Origin of the sequence: Pollutimonas bauzanensis, assembly GCF_900129885.1 — a bacterium.
Classification (GTDB): domain Bacteria; phylum Pseudomonadota; class Gammaproteobacteria; order Burkholderiales; family Burkholderiaceae_B; genus Pollutimonas; species Pollutimonas bauzanensis.
The window spans coordinates 143,444-162,481 of the sequence record NZ_FQXE01000008.1; the positions used below are offsets into that span (position 1 = coordinate 143,444).

17 protein-coding genes are annotated in these 19,038 nt (G+C 62.7%); 2 read left to right on the forward strand and 15 right to left on the reverse strand.

What is annotated here, in order from left to right:
• The 11 genes from BUB23_RS15675 to BUB23_RS15725 form a co-directional block, all read right to left on the reverse strand.
• Positions 1 to 792, reverse strand: coding sequence for an enoyl-CoA hydratase/isomerase family protein (locus tag BUB23_RS15675; RefSeq protein ID WP_073104397.1), 792 nt, complete (start codon positions 790 to 792; stop codon positions 1 to 3).
• A 58-nt stretch (positions 793 to 850) separates the two neighbouring features.
• Positions 851 to 2,074: a CaiB/BaiF CoA transferase family protein gene (locus BUB23_RS15680; RefSeq protein WP_073104400.1), complete on the reverse strand. Its 1,224-nt coding sequence runs from the start codon at positions 2,072 to 2,074 to the stop codon at positions 851 to 853.
• A 508-nt stretch (positions 2,075 to 2,582) separates the two neighbouring features.
• The gene (locus BUB23_RS15685) at positions 2,583 to 2,843 is read right to left on the reverse strand and encodes a YfhL family 4Fe-4S dicluster ferredoxin (protein WP_073104403.1); all 261 of its coding nucleotides are present in this window, start codon (positions 2,841 to 2,843) and stop codon (positions 2,583 to 2,585) included.
• A 26-nt stretch (positions 2,844 to 2,869) separates the two neighbouring features.
• Complete coding sequence (locus BUB23_RS15690; protein ID WP_084136058.1) at positions 2,870 to 4,285, reverse strand: 4Fe-4S binding protein; 1,416 nt, start codon at positions 4,283 to 4,285, stop codon at positions 2,870 to 2,872.
• Complete coding sequence (locus BUB23_RS15695) at positions 4,286 to 5,284, reverse strand: HEAT repeat domain-containing protein (protein ID WP_073104406.1); 999 nt, start codon at positions 5,282 to 5,284, stop codon at positions 4,286 to 4,288.
• A gap of 7 nt (positions 5,285 to 5,291) precedes the next feature.
• Positions 5,292 to 5,585 (reverse strand): 4Fe-4S dicluster domain-containing protein, encoded by a 294-nt coding sequence (locus BUB23_RS15700; RefSeq protein ID WP_143161003.1) that lies wholly within the window; start codon positions 5,583 to 5,585, stop codon positions 5,292 to 5,294.
• A gap of 11 nt (positions 5,586 to 5,596) precedes the next feature.
• Entirely contained in the window at positions 5,597 to 7,324 is a 1,728-nt protein-coding gene (locus BUB23_RS15705) for a fumarate reductase/succinate dehydrogenase flavoprotein subunit (protein WP_073104408.1), read from the reverse strand.
• 62 nt (positions 7,325 to 7,386) lie between these two features.
• Positions 7,387 to 8,241, reverse strand: a complete 855-nt coding sequence (locus tag BUB23_RS15710) for an ABC transporter ATP-binding protein (protein ID WP_073104411.1) — start codon at positions 8,239 to 8,241, stop codon at positions 7,387 to 7,389.
• Positions 8,241 to 9,032 (reverse strand): ABC transporter permease, encoded by a 792-nt coding sequence (locus BUB23_RS15715; RefSeq protein ID WP_073104415.1) that lies wholly within the window; start codon positions 9,030 to 9,032, stop codon positions 8,241 to 8,243. Before BUB23_RS15715 ends, BUB23_RS15710 begins: the two co-directional genes overlap by 1 nt.
• Before the next feature lie 29 nt (positions 9,033 to 9,061).
• Entirely contained in the window at positions 9,062 to 10,471 is a 1,410-nt protein-coding gene (locus BUB23_RS15720) for an ABC transporter substrate-binding protein (protein ID WP_073104419.1), read from the reverse strand.
• Positions 10,472 to 10,599: 128 nt separating this feature from the next.
• A complete protein-coding gene (locus tag BUB23_RS15725) occupies positions 10,600 to 11,367 on the reverse strand; it encodes a GntR family transcriptional regulator (RefSeq protein ID WP_073104421.1) in 768 nt (255 codons plus the stop codon).
• 228 nt (positions 11,368 to 11,595) lie between these two features.
• Here BUB23_RS15725 and BUB23_RS15730 point away from each other — a divergent pair, with 228 nt between their 5' ends.
• On the forward strand, positions 11,596 to 13,245 hold the full coding sequence (locus BUB23_RS15730) for an MFS transporter (RefSeq protein WP_218599024.1): 1,650 nt from the start codon (positions 11,596 to 11,598) through the stop codon (positions 13,243 to 13,245).
• Positions 13,246 to 13,254: 9 nt separating this feature from the next.
• Here BUB23_RS15730 and BUB23_RS15735 read toward each other — a convergent pair whose 3' ends face one another.
• The 3 genes from BUB23_RS15735 to BUB23_RS15745 form a co-directional block, all read right to left on the reverse strand.
• Positions 13,255 to 14,226, reverse strand: coding sequence for a hydroxymethylglutaryl-CoA lyase (locus BUB23_RS15735; protein ID WP_073104423.1), 972 nt, complete (start codon positions 14,224 to 14,226; stop codon positions 13,255 to 13,257).
• A 61-nt stretch (positions 14,227 to 14,287) separates the two neighbouring features.
• Positions 14,288 to 15,250 carry a Bug family tripartite tricarboxylate transporter substrate binding protein gene (locus BUB23_RS15740; protein WP_073104426.1) on the reverse strand — a complete coding sequence of 321 codons (963 nt, stop codon included), beginning with the start codon at positions 15,248 to 15,250 and terminating at the stop codon, positions 14,288 to 14,290.
• Positions 15,251 to 15,313: 63 nt separating this feature from the next.
• Complete coding sequence (locus BUB23_RS15745) at positions 15,314 to 16,504, reverse strand: CaiB/BaiF CoA transferase family protein (RefSeq protein ID WP_073104428.1); 1,191 nt, start codon at positions 16,502 to 16,504, stop codon at positions 15,314 to 15,316.
• A 133-nt stretch (positions 16,505 to 16,637) separates the two neighbouring features.
• On the opposite strand from BUB23_RS15745, the gene BUB23_RS15750 reads away from it, so the two are divergent.
• Positions 16,638 to 17,567, forward strand: a complete 930-nt coding sequence (locus BUB23_RS15750) for a LysR family transcriptional regulator (protein WP_143161004.1) — start codon at positions 16,638 to 16,640, stop codon at positions 17,565 to 17,567.
• 61 nt (positions 17,568 to 17,628) lie between these two features.
• Here the strand turns inward: BUB23_RS15750 and BUB23_RS15755 are convergent, their stop codons facing one another.
• The gene (locus tag BUB23_RS15755; RefSeq protein WP_073104432.1) at positions 17,629 to 18,789 is read right to left on the reverse strand and encodes a GGDEF domain-containing protein; all 1,161 of its coding nucleotides are present in this window, start codon (positions 18,787 to 18,789) and stop codon (positions 17,629 to 17,631) included.
• Positions 18,790 to 19,038: the final 249 nt, after the last annotated feature.

Below are 19,038 nucleotides of genomic sequence, written 5' to 3' on the forward strand. Positions count from 1 at the left end.
TCACTCGCCGGTGAACTGCGGCTTGCGCTTCTCGTTGTAGGCCCGTACGCCTTCGATGCGATCCTTCATGGGGATCATGCGGTAGTACGCTTCCAGTTCGTAGCGGTAGCCCGATGAAAAATCCAGATCGCTTGCCGCATTCAGCGATTTTTTCGCCTGCCGCACCGAAACGGGCGCATTGCCGCAGATCTTGGTGGCCGTGGCACGGGCCACGCCCATCAGCTCCGCTTGCGGAACGACTTTGTTGACAATGCCCCAGTCGAGCGCTTCCTGCGCCGTGAAAGAGGATCCGGTCAACGTAATCTCCTTGGCGCGGCGCAGTCCGCAAGCACGCGGCAGGTTCTGCGTACCGCCGGCGCCAGGCATGATGCCCAAAGTCACTTCCGGCAATGCGAATTTCGCGTTATCCGAGGCGTAGGCGAAATCCACCGCGACCGCCAGTTCGCAGCCGCCGCCAAACGCCGCGCCATTGATCGCGGCTATGATGGGCACGGGACACTCGCGCATGTGACGGATCATCTGTTCAGTAAGCGCATGCTGCTGGCGCCACTCTTCGTCCGTCATATTGTTGCGCTCCTTCAGATCGCCACCCGCGCAAAAGATCCGGTCGCCCGCCCCCGTCAGCAGCAGGCAGCGCACGTCGCCCGGGTCCACATACAGCGAACCGAACAAGTCGACGACCTCCTCCAGCATCGCGGTATTCAAAGCATTGCCGGACTCGGGCCGGTTCAGTACAACCACCAGCAAATGCCCCTCTCGGGTAATCTCCAGTGTTTTATAGTCAAAGCGCAATTTCCTTCTCCTCAGTGTTGATGTTTCGCATTCCAGTGTCCCGGACCGCGGCGCGGCGCTATGCGACTGTGCCGTCTGCATATAGCCGGTCAATCTCCGCCGGCGTGAAGCGCAATTCCCGGAGCACTTCAGCCGAATGGGCTCCCAGTTCCGGCACATCGCCCATGACCGCCTCGACATCGGTGAAGGTGACAGGCGGCAGGAGCGCCCTTATGGTGTGCCCACCCGGCACCCCGATTTCGCGCCAACGATCGCGCGCCGCCAATTGTTCGTGGTTCCACAATGCCTTGGCATCGTTGAACCTGCCGTTCGCGATGCCTGCTTCATCGAGCAGCGCCGTCACGGCGGAGGTGGACTTATTCGAGAAATCCCGCTCGATGAGCGCCGTCAGCGCCGCGCTGTGCGTGCGCCGCGCATTGTTGGTGGCATAGTCTGCGCAGGCCGCCAGCTCCGGCCGGCCCAATACAATGCGGCAGAACAGCAGCCATTCGCGTTCATTCTGTACGCTGAAAAGCACCGAGCCATCTTGCGTCGCATGCAGGCCATATGGCGCGATGGCGGGATGATTGTCGGGAAACCGCGGCACCATGGACTGGTTGTAGGCATGGCGATAAAGCGGATGCATCATCCACTCCGCCAGGGCGTCGAGCATCGCCACCTTCACGTTTGCCCCGCGACCGCTGCGGGCGCGGCGCAGCAAGGCGGCGAGGACGGCGGACTGTGCATACATACCGGTAGCCAGATCCACTATGGATATGCCGGCGCGCGCGGGAGTGTCCTCGGTTCCCGTCACGCTCATGAAGCCTCCTTCGGCCTGCACCAGCATGTCATAGGCCTTCTTCCGGGCATAGGGACCGCTCTCTCCATATCCGGAAATATCGACCAGAACGCAAGCCGGATTGAGGCTGGCAATAGCGTCATAGCCCAGACCCAGCCGGGCTGCCGCGCCGGGCGCGAGATTCTGCACCACCACATCGACACTGGCGACCAGCCGTTCCAATACCGCGGACGCGCCCTCTCCCTTGACATCCAGCGCAAGGCTTTTTTTTGCCCGATTCAGCCAGACGAAGAAGCTCGAATTGCCGAAAACGAAATCATCGTAGTGACGGGCAAAATCGCCGCAGTCCGGACGCTCGATCTTGATCACTTCCGCGCCCAGGTCCGCCAGATGCCTGGTGCATACAGGGCCGGCGACAGCATGCTCCAGGGCCAGTACACGGATCCCCGCTAGCGGCGGCAGGAGATCCCCCTCCGCGCCCACGTCCGGGCGTTGCGGTTTCATTGCCATATCGTGTCGTTGCTATTCATAATCTCGAAGGGGCAAAGCTTTTTTCTTCAGCCTGCCATACCATTATCCGCTTAAGTGTATTCACTAGGCCTGAATACTATCGAGATATTTCGCTGCTGTCCATAGATATTTATAGTAAATGTATACATTTTATTGGACGCTGGCGTAAGAAGGCTGTCGATTGCCGAGCTAAAAAAAGCATCTTCATACCGCCAAACAGCTGAGATAACGTGAGATTTCCCTTTTCTGCGCTCAGAATCCATATGGCGCAGAGGGCAGAAAGAGTCGACACTAATAGCAAGGCGATCCGATTGCCTAGGGTTTTATTATGTATACACTTAAATGAAAGGCATTCGCGCCGAGCAGCTCCGCCATGGGGCGGCAAGAGACCGAATACGCCCTGCCGCACGCAGGCGCATATAGCCCAAGATGATGAACTCGGGCCGGGACTGGATGTGGATCCTGAATGGCGGCTCCGATGAATGAATCGGACGGCCAGGCGCTATTCCCGCCCTTCTCCGGCAACGAGCCTGTGGTATTTGCGCAGCAGCATTTCGCGGCTTTCGACATGCTCGGGGTGGATAATGATGCAATCCACGGGACAGACCGCGACGCATTGCGGCGTTTCGTAATGGCCGACGCATTCGGTGCAGCGGTCGGTGTTGATCTCGAAGATCTCCGGGCCTTCCGAAATTGCGCTGTTCGGGCACTCCGGCTCACACACATCGCAGTTAATGCATTCATCGGTAATCAGCAGCGCCATATTCAAGCTCCATTGGATAAGACAGGCTATGCCATTGGGGTGATCGGCGCCCACTGGTAGGCCGAGGCCAGCAGCAGGATGGCCATGCCGTAGCAAGCAAAGGAAACGCCCCGCATCCACCTGCCGCGGCGCGTGCCGTCGTGCGATAGCAGGCGGATGCCCAGCCACGAGCTCCACCCGACCCCCGCCGTCAATACGACGGCGCGCACTCCGTACACATGCATGGCCTCCAGCGTGATGCCGGCGCCCCTCAGCAGGACGAAAGAGTGCTCCAGCGCGCCAAGAAACAGGCCCAGTCCCGCCAGCGGAAGCAGGCCGTAGACAAGGCGGCCGGCTTCGATCAACTGCCCGCGCGCGGCGGCAAACAATGGCAAGGCGACGGCGGCGCCCAGCGCCAGGGCCATCGCCAATACACTGGCACAGGCGGAAAACAGCGCGCTCCACGACGCCGCGATGCCAGGGCGGGCCTCGAATAACCACCACGGCGGTACGGTATCGGCCGCGCCGAGCCGCGCCAGCGCCCCGGCAGCGGATGCGTTCAGGCGGCCGAACCACACACTGGCCGGCCAGTGCACGCCAGCGTAGAACAGGCCTATCAACACGAACAGGATGCCGGCGGCTTCCCACAAGCGGACCTCTTCGCGGCGCAAGGTGGCGATTTCATGGCCTGGCGGCCGTCGCGACAGCGCCACGGCATCGCGATGGCCGCTGCAACGGCCACACATATTGCATTTTTCGTTGGAGATCAAGCGGCGCACATCGAGCAGCGGAGGACAATCCACCGCGCGCGGCACCGGGCGCAATGCGCTGTCCCAAGCTTCGCGGTCTACCTTGAAGTGCAGGGCCGCACAGCGCGCCAGCAAGGAAAACACACCGCCGGTCGGACACACATAGCGGCACCAGACCCGCTTGCCGCGCCCATAGAGCAAGCCCGTCGCCAGCGCGGCCAGCGACATCGAGCCGAGCACCAGCAGGGTCCCGCCATGACTATGGCGCGAGCCGGCAATATGTTCGTATGAGACGATCATCGCGAACAGGACGATAGGCAGCGCGCCGCGCCGCATCCAGGCCGGAATCTTGCGCGCCAGCCCGCGCCGGCTGGCAAATTCGGTCAGCGTTCCGTCCGGGCAGAGCAGGCCGCACCAGAACTGGCCGACCAGCATCATGGAAAGTATTACCAACGGCCACCATACGCCCCAAAACAGGATCTCGGCCATCAGCGCCACGCGCGCCAGCATCTGTTCATGCGCGGGCCATAATGGAGCCAGCGCCGGCGCCAGCAGCAGGGTCAGGTAGATCGCCACAAACAGCCACTGCGCAATGCGGATGGCGGTTTGGCCGCGCTGCAGCGTGTCGCCGACACGGCGCAGCCTGGCGTCCCAGCCGCCGGCTGCGCCCGGCTTGCCGGCCCGCGCCATGGAAGCCAATGTGGAACGCGCCATTCAAGCCTCCTGAGCAGCCGGTTCGCTCAAGCGCTGCAAGGCGCTGGCGGCCGCCTTGCATACCTCTACATCGGTATCGGCGAGCGCGGCGCGCAGGGCGGGCAAGGCAGCGGCGTCGCCTATCTCTCCCAATGCAGCCGCGGCTTCCTTGCGCAGATTGCCGATTTCATGGCGCAGGGCCGCCTGCAAGGCGGGCAAGGCCCTGCGCTCCCGCAGGACGCCGAGACATATCGCCGCCTTCAGGCGCACCTGCCAGAAAGGGTCGCTTTCCAGCGCAGCCATGAGCCCATCGGCGGCGTCGGGCAATTGCAGCTTGCGCAAGGTCACGGCGGCCTCTTCGCGCACTTGCCAATCCTCATCACGCAGCGCGGCGAGCAAGGCCGGCAGGACCGTGGCGGCTTCTTCGCCGCTGGCGTAGGCCAATGCGCCAACCGCAGCGCGGCGCACCGGCGCTTCCCCGTCGCCCGCCGCTGCGGCCAACTGCGGCAGGGCGCGCGCATCGCGCAGGTATGCCAGCACGCCGACGGCCTGTCGGCGGGTTTCGGGCGCGGGATCTTCCAATGCCCGCAGCGCCAAGGCCAGTCCCTGTGGCAGGCGCAGCTTGCGCAGGGCGGACAGTATCGCCGCGCGCGCCGGTGCGGCGGCACGCTCGAAGCCCGCGATCAGCGCAGCCCCGGCGGCCGGGTCGCGGATTTCCGCCAGGGATTCCGCAGCCGCGCCACGCACCGCGGCGTCGCCATCCGCAAGCGCGGCGAGCATGGCCTCGATACCTTCCGGCTGGACCGTTCCCTCAAGCGCCCGCAGCGCTTCGAGGCGGACCTGGGCCGCAGGGTCATGGCTGGCCCACACGAACACAGCCACGTTGTCCTCGTCCACCAGATCGATGGCCTCGCGCAGCGCAAGCTGCCGGACTTCGGCATCGGGGTGTACAAGCAGCGCCAGCAACGGCGCAAGTTCGGGGGTGGCGGCGACAATGCCGGCAATCGCATGTTCAGGCATATAGGCCTCAGCGCAGCAGATAAGGAATTTCGACGGTAATGGCCTGGGTCGGACAGTCATGCACACAGGGCAGGCAATACCAGCATTCGTCGTAGACCATCTTGACCTTGCCATCGGCTATATCGAATGCCAGTATGTCCGTCGGGCAGACATCGATGCACACACGGCAGCCCTTGCCGGCGATGCACTTGTCATGGTTGACGATGACGGAGACGACGCTGCCATTGATAGTATCGAAGGATCCGGCGGGCGCGGCGGCGGGGCCAGCGACAACAGTATCGGAAGTAAGGGCGGTAGACATGGGCAGGCCTCTCAGACGGTTTCCGGCGCATCGACACGCAGATGGCCGTAGGCGTCGCGTTCCGAAGCATCGATGGGATACAGGTATGGCGGGATCGGCCGCGTGAAGCAGTGCGGACGGCCGTCGGCGCCTTTCTTGACTTCGACGAATACCGACCAGTCGCGGTCGTTGCGCTCGGGATGATCGATGCGATAGTGATACAGGCCCCAGCGGCTTTCAGTGCGGTACAGCGAGGCATGGGCGGCAAGTTCGGCGCAATCGAGAATCGCGGACAGCTCCACCGCGCGCATCAGTTCATGCGGATTGCCGGCCTTCAGCGAAGCCAGATCCGTTCTGATCTCGGCGAAGCGCTGCAAGCCGATTTCCATCTTGCGCGTCACTTTGGGCGGCTGCAGGTAATCGTTGACCATGCGCCGCAGCTTGTACTCCACTTTTGCCGGCGCCAGCCCCGTTTCGCGCAGCAGCGGCGCGAACACGCGCTCCCGTTCGCGCTCGATCTGGTCCGCCGCAAAGCCGGCCCAGTCCTTGCCGTCGACAAAGTCCACCGCGTCCTCCCCCGCGATCTGGCCGAACACCATCGCGCCGAGCATATAGTTGTGCGCGACATTGCACAGATCGCCGGCCGCATAGAGCCCAGGCACTGTGCTGCGGGCATGTTCGTCCACCCAGACACCGGACGCGCTGTGCCCTCCGCACAGCCCGATTTCCGAAATGCTCATCTCGACCAGGTCGGAGCGGTAATCGACGCCCCGCCCTTCGTGGAATATGCCGCGCGTCGGCCGCTCGGTGATGTGCAGCACATTCTCGATGCGCGTTATCGTTTCGTCCGCGAGGTGGTCGAGCTTGAGGAACACCGGCCCGTTGCCGCCTTCGAGCTCGCGCCAGAACTCCAGCATCATCTGGCCGCTCCAGTAGTCGCTCTTGATGAATCGCTCGCCCTTTGCATTGACTGTATAGCCGCCGAACGGTCCGGTCACGTAAGCGCAGGCCGGGCCGTTGTAATCCTTGATAAGCGGATTGATCTGGAAGCACTCCAGCCCGGACAGCTCGGCGCCGGCGTGGTAGGCCATGCTGTAGCCGTCGCCGGCATTGGTGGGGTTCTCGTAAGTGCCAAACAGATAGCCGGAACTGGGCAAGCCCAGCCGTCCCGCCGCGCCGGTGCACAATACGACGGCCTTGGCCCGGATGACAACGAATTCGCCGCTGCGCGAGTCCAGCGCCATGGCCCCGGCAATGCGGCCATCGTCGCCAACCAGCAGGCGCGTAGTGACGAGACGGTTGGATATCTGCACGCCGTGCTTGCGCAGCTGGCGAAAGATGACCTTCTTGATGTTGTAGCCTTCCGGCATCGGCAGCACATAAGCCCCCAGATGATGCACTTTCTTTACCGCATACTCCCCGGTTTCATCCTTCTCGAATTTCACTCCCCAGTCATCCAGTTCGCGGATCATGTCGAAGCTGCGCACCGCGTAGGCGTTGATCGCATGCTGGTTCACGATACCGTCGTTGGCGATGGTGATTTCCTTGACATACTGCTCCGGCGTGGCAAAGCCGGGAATGACGGCGTTGTTGACGCTGTCCATGCCTTCGGCAATGGCGCCGGCGCGCTTGACGTTGGCCTTGTCAAGCAGCAACACGCGCAGCTGCGGTGCTTTCTTCTTCGCCTTGATGGCGGCCAAGGGCCCGGCCGTCCCACCGCCAATGATGAGGATATCGACGTCGATATTACGTGTTTCCATCGAAAAGTTGCTCCAGTTTCCAGCCAGGCATGCAGCTTTTTTGCAGGCCTTCTGGCCCCGATTCAAACGGCGAATCGGGCTTGCTTGTTGTCCAGGGGTAATCCCAGCGGGGTCAGGCGCGGCAATTGGCTGCCGTCCTTGTGGCGCAGCAGTTCCAGGCAATGACGTTTCAAGCGGACGAATTTCAGGCTGGTGACCAGTTCGGTCCGGCGCGGCCGGGAAAACTCCAGCCGCAGATCCTCGATAAAGCGCCCGGGGCGCGAGCTCATTACCAGAACGCGGTCGGCAAGGAAAAGCGCCTCGTCTATGTCATGAGTGACAAACACTACTGTGGTGCGGATACGCGTCCAGATATCCAGCAACAGTTCCTGCATATGCAAGCGGCTCTGCGCATCCAGGGCGCCGAAAGGTTCGTCCATCAACAGCAGGCGTGGACGGTTGATCAGCACCCGGGCGATTTCGGCGCGCTGCTGCATACCGCCAGAAAGCTGGTTGGGCCAGCGCCCAATGAAATCCTGCAGGCCCACCAGGCCGAGAAACTCATTCGCCTGGCGCCTGCGCTCGGCCTTGCCCCGTCCCTGCATTTTCAAGCCAAAGGCGACGTTGTCCAGCACGTTGCGCCAGGGCAGCAGGGTGTGGTGCTGGAATACCATGCCACGCTCCGGCGAGGGCCCGGCCACCGCCTCTCCATCGACCCGCAGCGAACCGCCGCTGGGCTTCAAATGGCCGGCCAAGGCTCCCAGCAGAGTGGACTTGCCGCAGCCGGACGGGCCGAGAATGCAGACGAACTCGCCAGGCTCAACGCTCAAGGTCAGCCCTTGCACCGCTTCGAAGGCCTGATTGCCCTGGCCCAGGAGAATGGACAAGCGCTCGATATCAATACGCCCCGGCTCGAGGGCTCGCGCATGGGAGCTCATCAGGCTTTCTCCCGGAGGATGTACCAGGGAGTGGCTAGAGCACCCAGGCGCTTGACCAGCACGCTGCTGCCCATGCCGAGCAGGCCGATCAGCAGCATGCCCACGACAATGTTGGCGTAATTCTGGATCGTGTAGGACTCCCATGTGTAGTAGCCGATGCCGAACTGGCCGGAGATCATCTCGGCAGTGACCAGACAGAACCAGGATGTCCCCATGCCAATGGCCAGGCCGGTGACGATGCTGGGCGAAGCGCCTGGCAGTATCACCTCGCGCAAGATCGCCGGGCGCTTGGCTCCCAGGCTGCGCGCCGAAGCGATCAAGCGCGGGTCGACGCCTTCCACACCATGGATAGTGTTGAGCAGGATGGGGAACAGAGCGCCCGTGAATGTAATGAACACCATCGACAGCTCCGACGAAGGAAACATCAGAATAGCCAGCGGAATCCAGGCCACCGCCGGTATCGGCCGCAGCACCTCCAGGGGCGGCAGCAGCGTGTCCTCCACCCACCTGGAGCGGCCGATGGCCAGGCCCAGCGTTACGCCAACGACAGCCGCCGACAAGTAGCCGAGGAACACCCTGCTCAGGCTGCTGGTCAGATGCGGCAACAGTTCGTTGGATTCGATCAGCGCCCATGCCGCATCGAACACGGCGGACGGAGTCGGAACATAGGTGAAAGTCACCAAGCCCATGTCGAGACGCTGGCTCGAGGCGACATGCCAGAACAGCAGGCAAGCCAGCAGCGAACTGGAGCGCAGGGCCCAGCGGGCGAATGCATCAGATAAAACTCTCATAGAGAACTCCGCAGCCTGAACGAGGCCCGTTAGCGGCTGGCCGCTCGTTGCTGGCTGGCGGCGCTGACGAAATCCAGGGTTATGCCGCCATGTTGCCGGGCATACTGTTCGGCCTGGTCCTTGAGCAGGAAGGCATTGAGCTCGCCCCGAGTATTGCGCACGAACCAGGCTTGGCTGGCGAGCAGCTTGATCCCGCTGTCCGCGGCCTGCGTGTAAAAGGCGCGAATATCCTTGCCTTCTCCCTCCAACTTGGCCAGGGCGCCCAGCGCCGACTCGGGAGAAGCATAGTGGCGCACCTTGTCCTCGCCGCGCACCCATATCTGCGCCAGGCGCTTGAACTCGATGATCGGCCTGCCGGTCAATGCGTCCGTGCCGGCTAGCGGCAATTGCGCATAGTTGGACAACTGCTTGCCGTAATCCAGCCCGGCCTGTTCGAAGGCGGCGCGGATGTACTGGTCATCGATAAAGCTTGCGGTGTCCAGGTCGCGGCTGGTGCGCTTGAGCAGCTTGAGCGTGTCGATCGAGGTGGCCACCGCCTGGCGGTATTCGGGCTTCCAGCTCATATCGCGCGTCTGCAGGCCCAGCGGGCCATGGAACAGATAATTGACTTCGGCCTCGATGCCGGTGACCTTCTCGATCAGTTCGCTGTACTTCTCGGGTTCGGCGGCCAGCAGCTGGTCGGCCTCGATTGCGGCGCGCAGGTAGGCGACGACAATCTCCGGATACTTGGCGGCGTAGCCGGCATCGACCAGCGCTCCATGAAAGGTCGGCGCGCCGGTCTGCGAACCGTCGAAGATCTTGCGGGCGAAACCGCGATTGGGGAACAGGTCTGCGAATGGCACAAAGTCGGCATGGGCGTCTATGCGATTGCTGCGCAACGCCGAGCCGGCTATCTCCGGCGCCTGAGAGATGATGCGCACGTCCTTCTGCGGGTCCCAGTCGAGATTCTGTATGGCGCGCAGCAGCATGCCGTGGGCCGTGGAGGCGAACGGCACGGAAATCGTCTTGCCCTTGAGCTGCTCCAGCGACTGTACTGACGAAGCAGCCGGGACTACGATGCCATTGCCGCTGCCTTTGATGCTGCCGGATAGCACGCTGATGAACAGGCTTTGCTTGCCGGCTTCCTGAAAGGCGACGCCATTGAACGAGCCGGGAAAATCGGCCATGGCGCCAAAGTCCAGCTTGCCGGCGACCATCTCATTGGTCAAGGGCGCGCCGCTGGTGAAGTTCTTCCACTCGATCTCATATTTCGCATCCTTGTACTTGCCATCCTTGGGCAGGTACTTCTGCAGCAGGCCCAGCTCGCGGATGAGCAGACCGCCGGCGGCGCAGTTGATGGTGGTGTCCTGGGTGCCGATGGCGACGCGGATGGTTTCCGCCGCGGCCGCAGGCGCGAGCAAGGAAAAGCCCACCGCGATAAAAGCATAGATAAATTTCACGACAACCCCTCACATGTGTTCTGGCGGATAACCCGCCCCAACTTGTCATATCAAGCAATGACAAGATTTTATGAAGAGAGGCGGCAATACCAAACTATTGTTTTTACATGTATATATGTAAGAAGTTGTTATGTCTCCGGATCCATCCGGGGCGCGTGGTGCCGGTCGAGCTGGAGGCGGTATTGAAAGACATCCGCCCTGAAATAGAGATACTCAAAATCAATCGGGTTGTCCTGGGCATCGTGCGTCAGGCGCTCGATGCGCAAGATGGCTGCGCCTGCATCCACATTCAATGCGGTGGCAAGATGCGCGTCGGCCAATGTGGCATCGATGCTCAGATCGGCTTTTCCCAAGGGGATGCCGCAGTCATTCTCCAGGATGAGGAAGATATCGCGAGAAGCCAGATCGGCATTCGACAGGCGCTTGCCCACCGCCTCCGGCAGATAGGTGATCTCCATGGAAACAGGAACCCGGTCAAGCATGCGGATGCGGCGGATTTCAGTAAGGGGCGCGCCGATGGGAATATTCAAGCGCTGCGCGACGTAATCCGGCGCCGCCATATGCTTGAATCCAGTGACCCGATTGAGGATCTGATGGCCCTGCTGCGACATGGCTTCGGCAAAGCCCTGCAGCGAGGTAATGTTCTGGAAGGCCTTGGGCTGTGAAACAAATGTGCCTTTGCCGTGAATTTTGAAGATCAGGCCCTCTTTCTGCAGATCTCCCAATGCTTGCCGAATCGTGATGCGGCTTACGCTGAATATCGAGCCAAGTTCATGTTCTGACGGCAGGCGGCTATGCGGCAGATAGCCGCCATTGAGAATCTCGGCCCGCAGGATTTCCTTGAGTTGCGCGTAGAGCGGGACGGGCGAGTCGGTTTGAATCTTGGCGGAAGACATAAGCGTAATTGGCAATTGTTTTACATGCTGTTTGGGGCGAAGAGGCATAAAAATATTTCTAAATCATCAATATCGTAGCTTAAACGCCATACCAGGCATGCCTGCGAAAAATGCGCCGCGCGGCTGGGCTTCATAGCGCCAATCTGCGAGCGCAGTTCCGCTGCTACAATAAATCCGGCGTGAAAAGTTGGCCCACGCTCCCGAGAGGCCCGTATGCGCGCCGCCGGCATGCGCACAGGAGATTTCGAAATACCCCAAAGAGCATCGCCCCTGGCTCCGTTTCGACACGCCACCTTCCGTGCGCTATGGACTGCCACGCTTGCATCCAATCTTGGCGGCCTGATCCAGGCAGTAGCGGCAGGCTGGCTGATGACGACGATCTCCAACTCGGACGACATGGTGGCCCTGGTGCAGGCGGCGACCACGCTGCCGGTCATGATTTTCTCGCTCGCCGCCGGAGCGCTCGCCGACAGTTTCGACCGCCGCAACATCATGTTGGCGGCACAGATCCTGATGATGCTGGTGTCGGCCGGGCTGGCGATCTTCGCCGTGGCCGGCATGCTCACGCCCTGGCTGCTGCTGGCCTTCACCTTTTTTATCGGCTGCGGCACGGCGCTGCACAATCCCTCATGGCAGGCCTCGATGGGCGACATCGTTCCGCGCGAGGATCTGCCGGGCGCGGTAACGCTCAACAGCATGAGCTACAACCTCATGCGCAGCGTGGGACCCGCCGTCGGCGGCCTGATCGTCGCGGTGGCCGGCGCGGCGTTTGCATTCGCCCTCAATGCATTCAGCTACATCGCCCTGATCCGGGCGCTCGCACAATGGAAGCCGCAGCGGACGCCGCGCAGCTTGCCGCGCGAAGCGTTCGGCAGCGCCATTTCGGCGGGCCTGCGCTATATCGCCATGTCTCCCAACCTCCTGAAAGTGCTGTTCCGGGGCTTTCTTTTCGGGCTTGCCGCGATCTCGGTCCTCGCGCTGTTGCCGCTGGCCGCGCGCGACCTCATAGAGGGCGGCGCCCTGACCTACGGCATCATGCTCGGCTGTTTCGGATTCGGCGCCATAGGCGGAGCATTGCTCAATGCGCGCATCCGCGAGAGCTGGCGCAATGAGGCTATCGTGCGCGCGACATTCCTGGCGTTCGCGCTGAGCGCGGTCATGCTCGCGCTCAGCCGCGATGTATGGCTGAGCTGTCTGGCCCTGTTGCCCGCCGGCGCCTGCTGGGTGCTGACGCTGTCGCTCTTCAACGTGACGGTGCAGCTCTCCACGCCGCGCTGGGTCGTCGGACGGGCTCTTGCGCTCTATCAGACCGCCACCTTTGGCGGGATGGCCGCGGGCAGCTGGCTCTGGGGCGTCATCGCCGATTCCTACGGCGTGGACCGGGCGCTCATGGCGTCGGGTGTCGTGCTCGTCCTGGGAGCCATGGTCGGGCTGCGCTTCGCCTTGCCGGAATTCGGCACGCTGAACCTGGACCCGCTGGACCGCTTCAACGAGCCGCAGCTGCAACTGGACCTGAAGCCGCGCAGCGGCCCTATCATGATCATGCTGGACTATGAAATCGCGCAGGAAGACATTCCCGCCTTCCTGACCTTGATGGCTCGCCGCCGCCGCATCCGCATCCGGGACGGGGCGCGCCAATGGTCGCTGCTGCGCGACCTCGAAAACCCGCGCATCTGGACGGAAAGCTACCATGTGCCGACCTGGGTGGAATACGTCCGCCACCATCAGCGGCGCACCCATGCCGATGCCGAGGTTTTCGACAGGATACTGGCGCTGCACCGCGGCGCGCAGCCGCCGCGCGTCCACCGCATGATAGAACGCCAGACCGTGCCGATACGCGACGACACGCCCCTGAAAGCGCATCCGGACCTGCCCTGAGGGCCGTCCTCAGCCCGCCGCGGTGCGCACGGCATCCGCGGCGTGCAGGGCCAGCCGGGGGCCGGCGCGCATGACTTGCCCGGCCAGCGGCTTTTCCAGCAGCCGCTCCATCTTGTGGGCCACGGCTATGGCCTTGTCGAGATCTATGCCGGTTTCGTAGCCGCTCTCCTGCAGCAGATAAACCAGGTCCTCGGTGCAGATATTGCCCGTGGCGCCAGCCGCAAAGGGGCAGCCGCCCAGCCCTCCCACCGAAGCATCGAAGCGGCGCACGCCCTCTTCCAGGCCCACCAGCACATTGGCCAGGCCCACGCCGCGCGTGTTGTGCAGATGCAGCGTGATGTCGATGTCCGGAAGTTCGCCGCGCAGCGTCCGGATAACGTTGCGCACATTGACGGGCGTGGCCATGCCGGTGGTATCGCCCAGGGTGACATGATGAATGCCCAGGTCGGCATAGCTTTGCGCCAGCCTCAGGACGTCCCGCACCGGTACGTCGCCTTCGAATGGACAGCCGAATACGACGGCAAGCCCGCCCAGCGGCTCGATTCCAGCCGCGCGCAGGCATGCCGCGACCTCGCCGAAGGCCGCTATCGATTCATCGATGCCGCGGTTCAAGTTCTTGCGGTTGTGGGTTTCCGAAGCCGAACACAGCAGAACGCCGCCATCGACGGAAGTATTTGCGGCCCTTTCGGCGGCGCGCAGGTTCGGCACCAGCGCCATCAGGTAGGTATCCTCGCGGCGGCGTATGCCGCCGATTACCTGCTCCGCGTCGGCCAGCTGCGGCACGGCCTTCGGCGACACGAAGGAGGTCACTTCGATATGCGAGATGCCGCTGGCTATCATGTCGTTGAGCAGGTCTATCTTCTGTTCGGCCGGGATCAGCCTGGATTCGATCTGCAGGCCATCCCGCATGCCCACTTCGGTGACCTGGATCCTGCCGTTCGCGGCGGGCGCGACGGATTCAGCGGCGAGTACTTGATTCATATTGATGCTCCGTAATGAAGGGCTCCGCCCTGAAGGGCGAGGCTTGCGCTTAGGTTCGTGGTCAATTCAGCCTTACGCCGGTTTCGGCAATGATGGCTTTCCAATCCGCATAGTCCTTCTTTATCAAGGCGGCGAATCCTTCAGTCGAGTCCGAGGCGACTTCCACACCCTGGTCCAGCAGCTTCTGCTTCACATCCGGCTGCTCGAGCACCTGGTTCACCGCGTCGTGCAGCCTGGCCACGGCGGATGCCGGCATGCCGGCCGGCCCCAGCAGCCCCCACCATCCCGTGACGTCGGTGTTCTTCATGCCCAGTTCGAGCAAGGTGGGCACGTCCGGCAGGTTGGAACTGCGTTGCAGGCCGGTGACGGCCAAGGGGCGGAGCTTTCCGGAATTGATCAGCGGCAAGGCGGACGCGATCGATCCGCCTGCCAGGTCGAGATGGCCGCCCATCAGGTCGGTCATCGCCGGGCTCGTGCCCCGGTACGGCACATGCCGCAAGGCGATGCCGGCGCGGCTGCGCAGCAGCTCGCTGGTCAGGTGGGAAAGGCTGCCCGCCCCGGAGGTGCCGAAGGAAATCTCGTCGGGCTTGGCCTTGGCCGCCCGCGCCACGTCGCCGAAGTTCTTGAAACGCGAATCGGCCCCGGTCAATATGACGAGAGAAGTCGTGCCAAGCAAGGCAATGGGAGAAAAGTCCTGCAGGGTATCGAAGTGGACCTTGGTCAGCCAGGGCGCGACTATCATATTGTCCTTCTGGCCGACGACCAGGGTGTAGCCATCGGCCTTCTCTTTGATGGTGTCGTTGAGCCCGATCACGCCGTTGGCGCCGGGTTTGTTTTCGACGACGATATTCCATTTGTTCGCCTCGCTCAGTTTGTTGGCTAGGACGCGGGTTATCAGGTCCGTTCCGCCGCCGGGCGGAAAGGGCGAAATCATCTTTATGGGGCTGGACGGGTAGGTCTGGGCCTGGGCGGCCAGGGCCGTGGCGCACAGCAAGAGGGTGAGGCAGGAACGCAAGGTTTTCATATTGTCTCCAATGGTTTTTTTATAAGCGGGGCTTGCAGGCCCCGGTACTTCAGGTCGGACGCCTCAGCCTCCCGGACAGGAAGCGGCCTCCAGTTCGGCTAAGGAATAGGGAATGCCCCAGTCTTCGAAGACTTCGGCCGCATGCGCGCCCAGATCGGGCGCCGGGTGCCTTATGCGGCATGGCGTATCCGAAAACTTGACAGGGAAACCCAGCATCTCGACAGGCCCCCGGCCGGGGTGATCGACCGAGATGACCATTTCCTGATGGAGGACCTGGGGGTCGCGCAATGCCTCGCCGATGTCCTGGACGAGGCCGCAGGGCACGCCGCGGGCATTGAGCCGGCGCACCCAGTTATCCTGGGTATCGCCGGCGAGTTTCGCGCAAATATGCCCGTCCAGCGCTTTCCTGTTGGCGACCCGCTGGGTGTTGGTCTTGAAATCGTCGCTTTCAAGCAGCGCGGCCAGGCCCAGTTCGTCCAGGAACCTGCGCAGGATCGCATCGGTGCTGGGCGCCACCGCTATAGGACCGTCGGCGGTCATGAACAGGCCATAGGGCGCGGTGATGGGATGATCATTGCCTTGCTTGGCGGGCACCGCGCCCGTCGCGAGGAAATCGGATGCCAGATAGGCGAGCATGCTGAGGATGCCGTTCATCATCGACGCCTCCACCCGCTGTCCCTGCCCCGTGAGATCACGGGCGCGCAGCGCATTCACGACGCCGAACGCGGCGTACAGGCCGGCAATCAGATCCGTTATGGGCAGGCCCGTGCGCAACGGAGCGCCATCGCGCTCGCCGGTGACGCTCATGAAGCCGCTCATCGCCTGCACCACGAAATCGAACGCCGGACGGCCCGCGTAGGGCCCCGTCGAACCGAAGCCGTTGATGCTGGCGACAATCAGCCGCGGATTGATCTGCGCAATCTGGCCGCGGCTCAGCCCCAGTTTCTCGAGGACGCCGGGCCGGAAATTCTCGACCAGGACATCCGCCGTGCCGAGCAGCTTTTTCAGGGCCTCCAGGCCCTGCGTCGAACGCAGGTCCAGGCATATCGAGCGCTTGTTGCGGTTGAACGACGCGAAATACCAGCTCAGCTCGTTATGGCCGGCCCCGATATGGCGGATCGGATCTCCGCCCGGCGGATCCTCGACCTTGACCACGTCCGCCCCCATGTCGCCAAGCATCATCGTGCAGAACGGACCGGAAAGAATGCGGGTAAGATCGACGACGCGGATGCCGGTCAATGGTTGGATGCTCATGTGGTTTCCCGTGATATTGCTTGCGCTGCCGGCGCGGAGCCGATTCAAACGCAGCGGAATGCGCCTTTCTGTTGCTTACAATGGTAGGCGGTAAAAGCCGCCGCGGAATCGATCATTGGAGACCCCCACCATCGTGAAACGAGATGCCAAACCCCCGGCCAGGCTGGACATCACCTCGGCTCGAATGTTTGTCGCGATCATTGAAGAGGGCAGCATCGCCAAGGCGGCGCTGCGCGAGAATATCGTCTCATCGGCGATCAGCAAGCGCCTGGCCGACCTGGAGAGCCAGTTTCGAGTTCCGCTGGTCCAGCGCGGCCGCCGCGGAGTCGAACCCACCCCCGCCGGCGAAGCGTTCGCGCACCACGCCCGCATGGTCTTGCAGGCGGTCGAGCGGCTGCAGGCCGAAATGGCCCAATACATCGATGGCGTGCTCGGCTATGTGCGCGTGCGCACGAGCTCGTCCTCCCTCTTTTCCGGCCTGTCGCTGGATATCGAATCCTTCAGCCGGATTCACGACCGGGTCCGCCTGGAACTGGAAGAGGACGACACGCCCATGATCGTGCGGCACATCGTCGAGGGGCGGGCCGACGTGGGCATCGGCCCGCGGATTTTCCCCAACGAGCAACTGCAGTTCCTTCCCTACCGGCGCTACGAGCTGGCCGTCGTGGTGCCCGAAGGGCACCCGTTCACGCCGCGGGAATCCGTCCCTTACAGCGAGGTGCTGGAATACGACCAGGTCGAACTGACGCGTTCAAGCGCCTTGGCCCAATTGCTGGAGTATTCCGCCAAACAGGCCGCGCGCGAGAAAAAGACCCGCATCCGCGTGCGCGGCTTCGATTCCGTCTGCATGATGATCGCGTCCGGAATGGGCATAGGCATAGTCCCGATGTTTCTGCAGGACGCGCAAATCGCCAGGCGCCGGCTGGTGTTCATACCTCTGGCCGACGAATGGTCCCGTCTCGAGATCTGCATCATGATCCGCGACTACGCGCTCCTGCCCGCTTCGGCGCAGGCTTTCGTCGACCACCTGCGCGCAAGAGCCATGCCGGAGCTTGCGCCCTGAATCTTGCGCCCCGGACTTGCCCTGATCGCGCGCGAGGCGCCAGCGCTCCCCTGGCGACAGTTCAGAACACCAGCTCGACGCGATTGCGGCCGGCCGCCTTCGCCATGTACAAGGCCTGGTCGGCGCGCTGCATCAGGCAATCGAAGTTGTCATCATCGGCTCGGCAAATCGCCATCCCTATCGACACCGTGATCGGCAGCTGCAGCTCGCCGGCCGTGAAAGGATGATTCTGCACCGCCAGCCGCAGGCGCTCTCCCGCGGCCCGCGCCTGGCCATGATCAACGTGGTCGAGCAGCACCACGAACTCCTCTCCGCCCAGGCGCGCCGGCATTTCCCCGCCCCGCGCGCTCGATTCGATCCGGGCGGCCACATGCCTGAGCGCGATATCCCCGACCGCGTGGCCATGTTTGTCGTTGATCCCCTTAAAATGGTCGATGTCGATCAACGCCAGCACAAGGCCGCCGTCCCGGCCGCGCGCCGTGGCGAAGCGCAGGGCGCCGATTTCGGTCAGCGTACGCCGGTTGGCCAGGCCCGTAAGGTAATCGGTGCCAGCCGCCCGCTCCCATTGCCGGCGTATGCGTTCCGAACACATCAGCACGAACGCCGTCGTCCCAACGACCGGCAACACCGCGCCCACCACCGGCGTGGCCAGATTCATCCAGCTTGAATAGTCGAGCACGCTGAAGTCCGGCGTCACACCCAGAAGGAGGTAGTACCCGGCGCGTATGGCGGTGAACAGCATCACCCCGGCGAAAATGGCCAGCAATACCCGCCGGCTCAGCGCCGAGTCGCGGTGCGCCTGGGCCTTGAGGACTGTCGCGCTGCCCCACATCAGCGACAGCCAGACGGCCGACGCAATCATGATGCGCACCCCGGTGTCCGGCTGGAAGGCGGCGAACCAGAATACTCCCAGCGTCCCGGCGAACATGGGGAGCAACAGCAAAACGCTGGAAGGATAGCCATAAAACTGGCGCAGCGAATGCCAATATGCGGTAAGCCCCAGCATCACCAGGCCGTTGGCAAGCGTGACCATGAGCGCCAGGGGCAGATAACGCTGCAAAACGAATATCAAACAGCCGGCGGCGACGAGCAGGGTGCCGACCTGCCAGCTTACCGCGGCCGGCCGCAAGACCACCGGCAAGTCGCGATGCATGAGACCAAATACCCCGCCATTCGCAAGCATCATCATCAGAGCGACGATGAGCGCAGATCTGGAGTCCAATTTTTAACCCCGCAGTATTCCGAAAGCCGGTGACTGTCGATAAATGAAACTTATTGTATTCAAAAATCGGGGCTTGCCGTGAGGGAGTATTACAGAGACCGGTTTGCGCAGCATCAAAGCCCGCTCTTCGATATATACACAATAATATAACGATATTGATTGGGGGATGGAGGATGAGGAACATTTGCCGCCTTGGAAGGCTTCCCATACAGGCGGCCTGTGCTGCCGGACCGGCACCCGGGGTCCCAC